The 12577-nt window shown below is 53.5% G+C and carries 10 protein-coding genes and 1 riboswitch; all 10 genes read left to right on the top strand.

Annotated elements, in window-relative coordinates:
* The first annotated feature begins 45 nt into the window (after nt 1-45).
* Nucleotides 46-2130: a sensor histidine kinase gene (locus tag ACXADJ_RS02315; RefSeq protein ID WP_475062616.1), complete on the top strand. Its 2085-nt coding sequence runs from the start codon at nt 46-48 to the stop codon at nt 2128-2130.
* Between the two features lie 360 nt (nt 2131-2490).
* Nucleotides 2491-2738: riboswitch (cobalamin riboswitch) on the top strand.
* A 115-nt stretch (nt 2739-2853) separates the two neighbouring features.
* Nucleotides 2854-5040 carry a TonB-dependent receptor plug domain-containing protein gene (locus ACXADJ_RS02310; protein ID WP_475062614.1) on the top strand — a complete coding sequence of 729 codons (2187 nt, stop codon included), beginning with the start codon at nt 2854-2856 and terminating at the stop codon, nt 5038-5040.
* Between the two features lie 15 nt (nt 5041-5055).
* Complete coding sequence (locus ACXADJ_RS02305; protein ID WP_475062612.1) at nt 5056-6327, top strand: hypothetical protein; 1272 nt, start codon at nt 5056-5058, stop codon at nt 6325-6327.
* Nucleotides 6328-7053: 726 nt separating this feature from the next.
* On the top strand, nt 7054-7590 hold the full coding sequence (locus ACXADJ_RS02300) for a pilin (protein ID WP_475062608.1): 537 nt from the start codon (nt 7054-7056) through the stop codon (nt 7588-7590).
* Between the two features lie 120 nt (nt 7591-7710).
* A complete protein-coding gene (gene pilB / locus ACXADJ_RS02295; RefSeq protein ID WP_475062606.1) occupies nt 7711-9408 on the top strand; it encodes a type IV-A pilus assembly ATPase PilB in 1698 nt (565 codons plus the stop codon).
* Nucleotides 9409-9514: 106 nt separating this feature from the next.
* The gene (locus tag ACXADJ_RS02290) at nt 9515-10399 is read left to right on the top strand and encodes a type II secretion system F family protein (protein WP_475062604.1); all 885 of its coding nucleotides are present in this window, start codon (nt 9515-9517) and stop codon (nt 10397-10399) included.
* Nucleotides 10393-10746 carry a type II secretion system F family protein gene (locus tag ACXADJ_RS02285; RefSeq protein ID WP_475068102.1) on the top strand — a complete coding sequence of 118 codons (354 nt, stop codon included), beginning with the start codon at nt 10393-10395 and terminating at the stop codon, nt 10744-10746. The genes ACXADJ_RS02290 and ACXADJ_RS02285 overlap by 7 nt, the downstream gene beginning before the upstream one ends.
* Complete coding sequence (locus tag ACXADJ_RS02280) at nt 10746-11642, top strand: prepilin peptidase (RefSeq protein WP_475062602.1); 897 nt, start codon at nt 10746-10748, stop codon at nt 11640-11642. The genes ACXADJ_RS02285 and ACXADJ_RS02280 overlap by 1 nt, the downstream gene beginning before the upstream one ends.
* Nucleotides 11643-11644: 2 nt before the next feature.
* Nucleotides 11645-12247, top strand: coding sequence for a dephospho-CoA kinase (coaE, locus tag ACXADJ_RS02275; RefSeq protein WP_475062600.1), 603 nt, complete (start codon nt 11645-11647; stop codon nt 12245-12247).
* 54 nt (nt 12248-12301) lie between these two features.
* Nucleotides 12302-12520: a DNA gyrase inhibitor YacG gene (gene yacG / locus ACXADJ_RS02270; RefSeq protein WP_051219178.1), complete on the top strand. Its 219-nt coding sequence runs from the start codon at nt 12302-12304 to the stop codon at nt 12518-12520.
* Nucleotides 12521-12577 lie beyond the last annotated feature (57 nt).

Raw genomic sequence — 12577 nt, 5'->3', positions numbered from 1 at the left:
AATACAACCGAGCAAAGCAAAACCGAAAGGAGCGAGACCATCACTATGTCGCACAGCTTGCCCGCTGCAGACGATTTGCGTTCCGAGATTTTGCCGCGCCGCAAAACCATGATCGCCATTATCGTTGCCGTGGTGATTGTTCTGGCGATGTCGGCGGTGGCGTTCCTGATGACCGCTGACCGGGTCAGCCGCAACCATCTGGAACCCGAGCTCAACCGCCTGTTGCTGAATGCAATGGAAAAAGAGCTGGTCATCTCTCCTCCCGACCTGATGGCCGTGCGGCAGCTAATGGAAGACTTCATCAAGCACCCGCGCATTGCCTCAATACAACTGCACGACAACACCGACCAGTTGCTGATTCAAATACCGGCTATTCAAGGGCCAAACATCAACACAGAACGGCTGCAAATACACCGTCACGCGTTCACCACTATTGGCCACGACTACGAAATTGTTATCGCCAACGCCCGTGCCTTGCCGCTGTACTTTCTGACGGAAACCATCAGCACTCTACTGATCATTGGCTCGATCAGCTCGCTGCTGATGTTTTTGCTGTATGTGCTGATCCGGCGCTGGCAGCAGTACCCGTATCACGATCTGAAAAAACAGCTCGACCGGATTCAACTACTGGAGCAAGACGCCTCGTTCCAGTTTCGGGCCGAAGACCCGGACCTTCAACCGCTGGTCGAAAGCCTGAACGAATTTTACTGGCACCTGCATCGACGCAACTTCGACCTCGCCCGCGCCCACCAGCAGGCAGAAAGCGCTCGCCAGCGGGCCACCCTGCTGGCCCAGGAAAGCGCTCGTATGAACGACGACCTGGAGAAAGAAATTCGCGTACGTTCCACCATGGAACGGCAGCTGGGTCACACCAAAAGTTTGCTGGACGCCATTCTGAACGCCATTCCCTTTGCGCTGTTTTCGGTCGACCAACACGGTAATCTGTTGCAGTACAACCGCCGCGGCCAGGAACTGCTTAAAACCGCGCTGCTGAAATCCGAGCATCCTGCCACTGAAACCGGTCATCCCGGTGTGCAACTGGGTCAGCCACTGAATGGCTTTATTCCCGAACTGGATAACATTATTCGGACGGTGCTGGGCACGATTGCCAGACGAGCCCATATCCAGCAAGTTCATGCCCAGCATGATGGCAACGCGTCAAACGACGCTCAAAACAGCTCGGATCATCCAACCGACCGTAAGCCGCTAACACAGCAGCACCTGACGCTGAACAGCATTGAGCAAGAGTTAAAAACCGAAGTCACCGCCTACGCTCTCGATAACAGTGACGAGGCCGTTGCGGTGATTCGTCTGGAAGACATTCGCCAGCGCCTGAAAATGGAAGAAATGATGGTGCAGTCGGAAAAAATGCTCACCGTCGGTGGACTGGCCGCTGGCATGGCACATGAAATCAACAATCCGCTGGGGGCTATTTTGCAAAACCTGCAAAATATTCGACGCCGTCTGCTGGGCCAACTGCCCGCCAATCGACGCACCGCGGAATCCCTTGGGCTGGATTTGCTGGCACTGGAGCAGTACCTGCAACAACGCGATGTGATCCAGATGATGGACCATATAAAAGACGCCGGAGAACGGGCCGCTGCGATTATTGAAAGTATGCTCAATTTCTCCCGCCAGAACGACGCCATGCTGGAGAGCCAAAGCGTCAGCGACCTGATCGATAACGCCATCAATATCGCCCGATCCGACCTCAACTTCCGCCACGTTGAGCTGCAACACAGCCCAATGGATCACCTACCTGCGGTAAACGCCATTCCCGGCGAAATCGAACAAGTGCTGGTGAACCTGATCAAAAATGGCCTGCAAGCGCTGTCGCAATACCACACCGACGACGAACCGGAATGGAAACCCGTGATTCGCCTGCACGCCTGGCGCAATGGCGACCTCGTTAGCATCAGCGTTGAAGATAACGGCAGCGGCGTACCGGCCGACAAAGTCGCCCACGTGTTTGAACCCTTTTTCACCACCAAAGAAGTCGGCGAAGGCACCGGCCTGGGGCTATCGGTGTCGTATTTTATCGTCACCAACCACCACAAAGGCCAAATGCTCTACCGCCACGCCGAACCCCACGGTGCGCGGTTTATCGTCAAATTGCCAATCAGTAAATAAGCACTGGCCATCTTTTGTAGAGCAGGTTTAGAACAGATGTAGGTCAGATAAACGTAGGTCAGATAAAGACGCGCAGCGACTGCCATCTGACGCAGCCATGTTGAATCCCCCACCACATACGTGGGAGGTAGCTTGCCTGCGTTTATCCGGCTTCGCCGGACGGATGGGACATGTCCCATCCCTACACATTAGGTTATGGCACTTGTAGGGTAGAGGCATGCCTCTACTTGCCTGCGATTATCCGGCTTCGCCGAGCGGATGGGGCATGCCCCATCCCTACAACATCATCAAACACCGACGCACTGCGGCCATTTCTACCACTCAGCCGCCACTTCTTGACCAATTTTCCCCTTCCCTATACTCTTCCGCGCTTGATCAGGTGCCCTTGTACAAAACACAACCAGTTTTTCAGGGTTAAACGGGAAGTTCGGTTCCTCTGGCAACTGCCAGACATTCCGACGCTGCCCCCGCAACGGTGATCGACCCAAGCAACAACCGCAATGCCAGCCGCATTTGCAGCCACTGCTCTGACGAGCGGGAAGGCGTTGTTGCCGAGCCCATTGGCTCTGGTCGTAAGCCCGGATACCGGCCTGATTGCAATACTGACGTTGCGGAGGGCGACGGGAAAGTAGTCAAGCCTGCCGGAGCCCGTCTGCGCTCTGGTGCTTCGTCGTCCCTTTCCCACAATCCCGTCCGCAGTAACTCCCATGCAAGGACACCGGATTGAATTCACCCACGGCCCCAACCTCCCGACACTCCAGTCTGGTATTTATCATCAAGAATATGCTGGTTTCCGCCTTGTGGGTCGTCGGCCTGATGCTGGCGGTACTGCCGCATTCTTCCCGTGGTGAAACTCTGTCGAACAACACCTCAGGGGCGCAGTCCGGTACCAGCGATGAACAACCCCTTGATGAACAACCCCTTAATGAACAAACCACAGATGAACAAATCACCAATGACCAAATAGTGGTCTACGGCCACACCGTCACAGAAAACCAGCAGCTGCGCAGCTTTGATGCCAGCCAACTGGCCGACGGTTACCGCAATCTGGGGGAATTTCTGTCGTCTTTGAACGGCGTTCAGGTGCAGGCACTCGGCGGCATGGGCGACCCGGTGCTGGTGTCGATCCAGGGGGCAAGCACCAACCAGACCCGCGTGCTGGTAAACGGCGTTCTGCAAAACAGCGGTCAATTTGGCCACTACGATTTGGCTGATATACCGCTAGGCAATATTGAACGTATCGACGTCATCACCAGCGCCAGTGACAGCAGCGACGGCTCGGTGACCAACGATCAGGCTATTGGCGGCACGATTAACATCATTACCCGCAACGCCGACCAAGCCAGCCAACAGCTGCAACTGGGCGCAGGCAGTTACGGCACCTTGTCGGCTAACCTGAACACCTCTGCGGAAGTGCTGGGCACACCTATCGCGGTGAGCATCGACCATCAGCAAAGCGATAACAACTACTCCTACGCGGTCCCCAATCCACAAAACTCCAGCCAGCTGTACGTTAAGCAAGACCTCAACAACGCCGCGTTCCGCAAAGACCGCATCGACGTCTCCGCCAGCCTCAGCAGCACTCAAGTGCAAGCCTGGTGGCAAGACCGCGAAAAACAGCTGCCGCAATATGCGCGCAACTCCACACGCAACCGCGCCTTGTTAACCAGCAAACAGCATGGCCTGCGCTTGTCTGGCCATTGGGGCAACGACTGGTACCAAAGCTGGTCATTGAGCCACTCACTTGAGCGTCAGGCCTACAAAGACCCGTTGGCGATCTTCTCTTACACCACCAACGACGACCACTACCGTTACCAGAACACCGAAGCCTCGCTCAGCAGTCAGTTTGGCGAAGCGGCAACAGGTTGGGAGCACTGGCTGTTCACCTTACAAGCCCAGGGCAAAGAACAGACCTACGCCAGCCGCTACAGCAGCCCGCTCAGCAACAGCGACAACTGCAACGGCCTCGGAAGCCAGTGTGATCAGTTTTCCTGGCTGCAAGAGTGGCAAGCCGGCGGACAGGTAGAATGGCAGAACAACGATCTGACGCTATCGCTGGCATCGACCCATCACCAGCAAACCTCGATGGCCAGAACCCTGCACGGCACCTCCAGCAGCGATGGCGAATCCACCATCAAATGGCCTTCTACTACCGCATCCATCAAGCAGGCGTTTGTATCGGAACACAGCTTCGGCAGCGTGCATTTGAACTGGAAGCGCGCCTTGCGCATCCCCAGCCTGTACGAGCGCTTCGGCGACCAGGGCATGACCCGTGGCAACGCCGATCTGACCCCGGAGCTGGGCCGCACCCTGACCGCAGGCTTTGATATTGAAGCCGATGTATTCGCGCAGCCGTCGTTGGCAGTCACCGTATTTCGGCGTCAATTGCAGAACACCATCGTCGTGGTATACGACCCATCAACCGGGTCAGGTCGTTACGAAAACAGCGCCGATGCCGTCATGAAAGGCCTGGAGTGGCAGTTGAAAAGCCGTTTTGGCAGCTCTCAATCCGCCTTTGGAAGCTGGCAGTTATCGCTGGCTGGCAGCCACTATTCCAGCACCAGCAGCAGCGACACCAAGTCGTACGACGATAAACAACTGCCTTCCATTTATCACCAACGTTTGCTCAGCAAGCTGCAGTGGCAAAGCGTGAATCAGGCGACCCGTGTCAGCCTCGAAAACGAGCTGGCCGGCGATATTTATCTCGACCGCAGCAATACCGTCAGCGGCGAAGACCGCAACCTCTGGAACCTGAATATCCACCGCGATACCGGCACGCTGGGCAACCGGGTTAGCCAGTCCAGTGTTGGCCTGCGGGTAAAAAATCTCTTTAACCACGAATTTACCGACTTCAGCAGCAGACCCGCACCCGCCCGGGAGTGGAATCTGTACCTGACCTGTCATTACTAAACCAAGGAATCCCTCATGTCTTATGATGCTCTGTTTACCAAAAAGCTGATGCTGGCCAGCGCCGTCGCCAGCTCCATGCTGCTGACTGCCTGTGGTAGTGATGATGATGACAACAAACGTACTGCGATTACTGGCGAAGCCTTTGCCGCTTTTACGACGGCCTCAGACTATAGCGGCTCTGAACTGGTGTATGGCAACGTTACCGATCTGCGCACATCAACCAACACCGTCCTGAACACCACTGAAACTAACTTTGGTATCGCTGGTGAAGGCAATCGCTCCAGCTTGTACTACCTGGATCGAACCAATGGTCTGGTAAGCAACTTCGATATCAGTAGCACACCTGGTGGCAGCGACTACGATTGGCAATATTCCGTCAACGAAACCGAGTCAGACAGCACCTCTAACCCATACACAGTGGTACACGAATCTGACGACGCAGCCTGGGTCGTTCGTTACGGCAGCAGCTCCGTTCTGAAGATCAACCCGAATGCCACAACCGCTGAAGAATTCCAGCTGGCAGAAGTTGATCTGTCTGCCTACACCGTAGAAGGCGCAACCTACCCACGCATGGCCGATGCGGTGATCTACAACAACACCCTGTTTGTCGTAATGCAGCGTCTGGACGCCTACTGGACACCAATGACGGCCTACATTGCCGCCATCGACCTGACCAGTATGGAAGAAATCGATACCGACACCAGCACCGACGGCCTGAACGGCATTGAGTTGAACATCACCAACCCAAGCACGCTGGAAATTGAAAACGGCATTCTGTTCGTTTCAGGCCACGGCCCATACGGCAGCAACACAGGTACCGGGTTGGACATGGTAGACGCCACAACCTACGCCGTAACCAACCTGATCAGTGACGAAGACAGCAACCTGTCTGAATACAACGCAGAAAGCGAAGCTGGAGTCATTCAATATCACATTGGCGACGTAGAACCGGTGAGCGACAACCTGGTGTACTTCACTGTTGCGCTAGAGCAGGGATACGGCACCACTCTCAACAATTACCTGTACCAGATCGACCCAACGTCTGACGACGCAGCCACTCTTGTTGATATCACCGCTGGTCTGAACAGCGACACCACACTGGGCAGCAACGACGAACTGACCCTGACCGACCTGGAAAGCGACAGCGAAGACCGCCTGTGGGTTGGCGTTGCCAACAGCGACAACCCGGGCCTGCTGGTACTGGACACCGACACCAACAGCCAAAACAACGAATACGTAGAGCTGAACCTGCTGCCACGTAAAGTTGTAATCCTCAACGCTGAATAAGCGCTTCAGGGCTCTTACCGAGCCCCTAGCCTGGCTCTTCCCCGCGCCATCGCCCGATGGCGCATTTTCTGATTCTTTCGCTTTTTCACTCCGACTACGCCGCCAGGAAGGGGCATGCCCCTTCCCTACATTCCGTTTAAACGCGTAATTCCCCATATAGGCTGACTTGGCTGTGGGAGGTAGCTTACTGCCGATACAGCGGTAACCTGTAAAAACCCTACATGGCTTAGCATCCGGGAGCGCGGGCGGCTCGCCCGCCATAATAAATGGCACTCGCTATCCGAGTTTATTCAACCTGCACAAAGTGATTCTGTTACCTGCGAAGACCCGACGTTGCCAGACAGACCGGAAATAACTCCAAACCACCTGCGATGACACTTTTGGACACCACCACCATCCCAACCCAAAACGGGTGACAAAATTTGTCACTTTGGCTCAGTTGCCGTCTAACCCAATCGTTTTGCTCAAGTAATATACGAATGAATAACGGCGTCAAAATGCCAACGCCATCACAAAAACCGGGCTTTTTAGCAATATCAAAAAATTGGCACGACTCTGGCTTATACCAAGCAGAGCAGGCGAATTTGGATTCCCCCCTCAATAGAATCCAAATTCTCATGCCGCTTTAACGGCTTTGTCACCAAGACAAACCACCCTACTGCGCCGACACAAATTAAACGGTAGCCAGCCAAATGGCCGCCAATTTTTAGAGAGTGGAGACTTCCCATGAAATCAGCTCAAAAAGGTTTTACCCTTATTGAATTGATGATCGTAATCGCGATCATCGGTATTCTGGCTGCTGTTGCTATTCCTCAGTACCAGTCCTACATCGCTCGTTCTGAAGTACAGACTTCCTTGGGCAGTGTTCGCGGTGGCCAAAACGCGATTGACGACTACGTTCAGCGTTACGCTCGGTTGCCAGCAAGCACAACTATCCTGGAAGACTACAACGGCACAGACCTGACCAATGCAGCTTACACTGCTGGCAAAGGTTACACCGTTGCATACGACCTGACCGTTCCGACTATTACAGTTACCTTCACAACCGAAGCTTCTGCCCTGTTGAACGATGGCTCTGACGCTGGTAGCTACGTTCTGTCTGGCTGTGGCCAGTACACTGCGCTGACTGAAGCAGCAGCATCTGGTGCCGGTTCTTGGGCTACCGCTTGTACTGCAGCATTCACTGCGGGTACAACTTCTCCTCTGGAGTGGGGCCTGACCAGCTCTTCTAACCTGAGCATCGAATTCGAACCACGTCTGTAATCTGAGATGTGCGTAAGGCCCCGCTTCGGCGGGGCTTTTTTTTGCCTGCAGGAAAAGCCTGCAGATATAACTCAATTTTGCTATTTTTCTTTTCTGGTTTGATCTTTTGGAATTTCTGACATGGCTGTACTAACGGGTATTCCCAAGCGACTTGTTGCAACGGGTATTGATGAGCAGGTGCTGCAAAGCTTACTGACAGAATCCAATGACAAGCGTATTCCGTTCGTCAAACTTGCCGCGGAATCCGGCCAAATACCCTCTGCCCAAATAGCCTTTGCGGCTTCTGAAGAGTTTGGCCTGCCGCTACTGGACCTGAGCGCCTTTGATACTGAAGCCATTCCGGAAGAATTAAACAACATAGAATTAATCGAAAAGCACCGTCTGGTGCCTTTGATGGCTCGCGGCTCGCGTCTGTATGTTGCCCAAGCCGATCCTACCCAGATTCAGCCGCTGGACGATTTTAAATTCAGCACCGGCCTGAACGTCGAGCCCGTTATTGTTGAACACAATAAACTCGAGGCCCTGGTAGAAAAGCTGATTAATGCCCAGGACTCTGGTATGGATGATCTGGGCTCAGAGTTGGACGATGTCGACCTGGAAGACCCGGATGCCGCTGACAAGGAAGCAGAAACAGCGACCAATGCCAACAGCGGCGACGATGCGCCGATCGTGCGTTTTGTGAACAAAATGCTGCTGGATGCCATCAAGATGGGCTCATCGGATATCCATTTTGAGCCGTATGAAAAGCGCTACCGGGTACGTTACCGTACCGACGGTGTACTGCACGAAGTGGCCAATCCGCCGGCCTCTCTTACCGGTAAAATTGCTGCCCGCTTGAAAGTCATGTCGCAGATGGACATCTCTGAACGCCGTATTCCTCAGGATGGCCGTATCAAGATGCGGATATCCAAATCCAAAGCCATCGACTTCCGGGTTAACACCTTGCCAACTTTGTTTGGCGAAAAGATCGTTCTGCGTATTCTCGACCCGTCTTCTGCACAGCTGGGCATTGATATGCTGGGTTATGAACCTGCCCAGAAAGACCTGTATATGCATGCGCTGTCGAAGCCGCAGGGCATGATTCTGGTAACAGGGCCCACGGGGTCCGGTAAAACCGTGTCTCTGTATACCGGTTTGAATATTCTTAATGAGGAAGGCACCAATATTTCCACCGCCGAAGACCCGGCAGAAATTAACCTGGAAGGCATTAACCAGGTGAACGTTAACGCCAAGGTCGGCCTCGACTTTGCGGCGGCCCTGCGTTCTTTCCTGCGTCAGGACCCGGATGTGATCATGGTGGGTGAAATTCGAGACCTGGAAACTGCATCCATTGCCATCAAGGCCGCACAAACCGGCCACCTGGTGTTATCTACCCTGCACACCAACAGCGCCCCGGAAACCATTACCCGCTTGGCCAATATGGGCGTACCCGCGTTCAATATTGCTACCTCGGTTTCTTTAATCATTGCCCAGCGTCTGGCGCGTCGTTTATGCAAAAGCTGCAAACAACCCGCGGATATTCCAGAACAAGCCCTGCTGGACCTTGGTTTTACCAAAGACATGCTGGAAGGCGCAGAAATTTATCAGCCTGTTGGCTGCGATCAATGCAAGGGCGGATATAAGGGCCGAGTGGGTATTTACGAGGTGGTCAAAATCACCGATGCCCTCTCACGTATTATCATGGAAGGCGGCAACTCCATTGAAATCGCCGATGTGGCCCGTAGCGAAGGTTTTAACGACTTGCGCACTTCGGCACTGATGAAAGTGGCCCAAGGTGTTACCAGCATAGAAGAAGCGAATCGAGTCACAACGGATTAATCAGAACAGGGTATGATTACCCTCTTCAAAATTTGAAATATCTGACGAATCAACCTTCAGGTGGGCAGCCAGCTCACCTGGATAAGCGGTAGAGGCAGTTTTCATCATGGCCAAGCAAGCCAAAAGCATTGAATTTACCTGGACTGGCGTTAACAAACGCGGCCAGAAGATGAATGGCACCATGTCTGGCAACAACATGGCCATGGTTAAAGCTCAACTGCGCAAGCAAGGTATTCAGCCGGACAAAGTAAAACGTGCACCGCAGCCATTGTTTGGTATCGGTAGTGGCGCCGCTAAAAGCAAAAAAATCAAATCGGCCGACATCAGCTTTTTTACCCGCCAGATGGCCACCATGATCAAAGCTGGCGTGCCACTGGTGCAGTCATTTGAAATTGTTGCTGACGGGGTCGACAACCCGGCCATGAAGGACCTGATCTTTAAACTGCGCGATACCGTAGCAGCCGGTAATGATTTTGCTTCTGCACTGAAAGAGCACCCGGAACACTTTGACGAACTCACCTGTAATCTGGTGGAGTCCGGTGAACAGTCCGGTGCACTGGAAACCATGCTCGACAAGGTGGCGATTTATAAAGAGAAGTCTGAAGCACTCAGATCCAAAATCAAAAAAGCCATGGGCTACCCAATCACGGTACTTGTGGTTGCAGCCATCGTAACCGCGATTTTGCTGATCAAGGTGGTTCCCACCTTCGAAGGTATGTTCCAGAGCTTTGGCAAGGAGCTGCCTGCGCCAACCCAAATGGTGGTCAATATTTCCGAATTTATGCAGGCCTACTGGTTTATTATTTTTGGATCTGTTGCCGCTTTGGTAGTGGCCTTCAAATACGCTATGAAGACCTCACAGGCATTCCGCGATCAGGTGGATCGTATTTCGCTGAAGCTGCCCGTAATGGGCAATATTCAGAATAAGGCCGCCATTGCTCGTTTTTCACGGGTTCTTTCCACCACCTTTGCCGCCGGTGTGCCCTGGTAGAAGCCCTAGACTCGGTTGCCGGAGCCGTTGGTAACAAGGTATACAAAGATGCGGTATTGGAAGTTAAAAACGAAGTATCCACCGGCCAGCAGATGCATTTTGCCATGCGCGCCACCGGTGTATTTCCCAATATGGTGATTCAGATGACCAGTATTGGCGAAGAGTCCGGAGCATTGGACGCCATGCTGGATAAAGCTGCCAGTTATTACGAAACCGAAGTGGACGACGCGGTCGATGGCCTGACTGCCATGATGGAACCCCTGATCATGGCCTTTTTGGGTGTCGTTGTTGGTGGCATGATCATCGCCATGTACCTGCCGATTTTCCAAATGGGATCGGCAATGTAATGGATTTTCTGGCTCCCTTTTCCACCCTGATCCAGTGGCTCGGCTCTCACTGGGCGTTGCAGCTGGTTTCCGTTGCTGTTTTGTCTTTACTGGTTGGCAGCTTTTTGAACGTGGTGATTTTGCGTCTGCCAATCATGATGTTTCGTAGCTGGAAGCAGGAATGTGCAGATGTCGACAACCTGCCGAAGCACCCTGCACTGGACGACCTGAGTACCCCCTACAATTTGGTCAAGCCGGACTCTCACTGCCCCAAGTGCCAAGCACCGGTAAAGGCCTGGCAGAATATTCCGCTGCTCAGCTTTTTGATGTTAAAAGGCCAATGCGCTGGCTGCGGCACCCGGATTGGATGGCGCTACCCTGCAGTCGAGCTGGTCACGGCTCTTATGAGTGCCGTATTGGTGTTTATGTTTCCGTGGGGCTGGCAGCTGGCAGCCATGCTGCTGTTTACCTGGCTGCTGGTGTCGATGTCGGTCATTGATATCGACCACCAGATTTTACCCGACTCCATGACACTGGGGCTGCTATGGCTGGGGCTGATTGCCAACAGCTTTGGTTTGTTTACCGATTTAAACTCTGCCGTATGGGGTGCCGTTGCCGGCTATTTGAGCCTGTGGTCGGTGTTCTGGATTTTCAAGCTGGTCACCGGCAAAGAAGGCATGGGCTTTGGCGATTTCAAATTACTGGCGGCCCTTGGTGCCTGGCTGGGTTTTCAAAAGCTGCTGCTGATTATTTTGTTGTCGTCCGCAGTCGGTGCAGTGGTTGGCATCGCTGGCATTCTGATTCTGGGACGCGATAAAAACCTGCCAATCCCATTTGGCCCATACCTGGCGGCGGCAGGCTGGATTGCCGCTCTGTGGGGCGACCAGATCATGGCCGCCTATTTGGGTCAGTTCTGACCATGGCAAATTGGGTGCTTGGGCTAACAGGCGGCATTGGTTCCGGAAAAACCGCAGCATCGGATTATCTGGCCAGTCTGGGCGTCGTGATTGTTGATGCCGACCTCGTCGCCCGAGAGGTGGTTGAACCTGGATCACCGGCGTTAACAGCCATTGCGGACTACTTTGGCCCGGAGAGCCTGCTGGAAAATGGCAGCCTGAATCGCCCCTGGCTGCGTCAGCAGGTGTTCGATCATGTGGAACAACGCAAGGCACTGGAAAGCATTACTCATCCTGCCATTCGCCAACGCATTATTGACCAGTTGGAGGCGGCTAATAGCCCTTATGTGGTGCTGGCTTCTCCTCTGCTATTTGAAACCAACCAACACGCGCTAACCACCCGCACCCTGGTGATTGATGTTCCCGAAGACGTTCAATTGCAACGGGCTGCAAGCCGAGACAACAACAGCGAAGATCAAATACGTAAAATCATCGCTTCTCAATTGCCCCGCGAGCAACGCTGTGCCAACGCCCATGACGTAATTGAGAACACCGGTACATTAGCACAATTACACCAGCGGCTTTTGCCACTCCACCAGTACTACCTTCAACAAGCGGCTGACTGAAACGCCAATCAGCGGTAGGCTTTGTCAGATCAACCGTTAAAGTATCTATTCATCATGACCGATTTATCCAAACCTGCTAACGACGCCGTCACTCTGGTCGATTGCCCAACCTGCCAGAAAAAAGTTGAGTGGAAGTCTGAAAATAAAGACCGCCCCTTTTGCTCGGAACGCTGCAAATTGATCGACCTGGGTGAGTGGGCCAGCGAAGGCCATAAAATTCCCGGTTCATCGATGGAAAACGATGTGATGTCCGGCGATCTTGATAACTTCTAACCGTTCATAAGTGGCAGATAGCGGCTGGACCAAACGCGATTGTGCCCATGCCACTAT

It is taken from the genome of Oceanobacter sp. ABM4_470 (assembly GCF_056158645.1).
This window is presented reverse-complemented; position numbering and strand designations above follow the sequence as displayed.

Bases quoted from the DNA above. Each gene is read 5' to 3' on its own strand.
- ACXADJ_RS02315 (WP_475062616.1), top strand. From the start codon at position 46: ATGTCGCACAGCTTGCCCGCTGCAGACGATTTGCGTTCCGAGATTTTG.
- ACXADJ_RS02305 (WP_475062612.1), top strand. From the start codon at position 5,056: ATGTCTTATGATGCTCTGTTTACCAAAAAGCTGATGCTGGCCAGCGCC.
- ACXADJ_RS02300 (WP_475062608.1), top strand. From the start codon at position 7,054: ATGAAATCAGCTCAAAAAGGTTTTACCCTTATTGAATTGATGATCGTA.
- pilB (WP_475062606.1), top strand. From the start codon at position 7,711: ATGGCTGTACTAACGGGTATTCCCAAGCGACTTGTTGCAACGGGTATT.
- ACXADJ_RS02290 (WP_475062604.1), top strand. From the start codon at position 9,515: ATGGCCAAGCAAGCCAAAAGCATTGAATTTACCTGGACTGGCGTTAAC.
- ACXADJ_RS02280 (WP_475062602.1), top strand. From the start codon at position 10,746: ATGGATTTTCTGGCTCCCTTTTCCACCCTGATCCAGTGGCTCGGCTCT.
- coaE (WP_475062600.1), top strand. From the start codon at position 11,645: ATGGCAAATTGGGTGCTTGGGCTAACAGGCGGCATTGGTTCCGGAAAA.
- yacG (WP_051219178.1), top strand. From the start codon at position 12,302: ATGACCGATTTATCCAAACCTGCTAACGACGCCGTCACTCTGGTCGAT.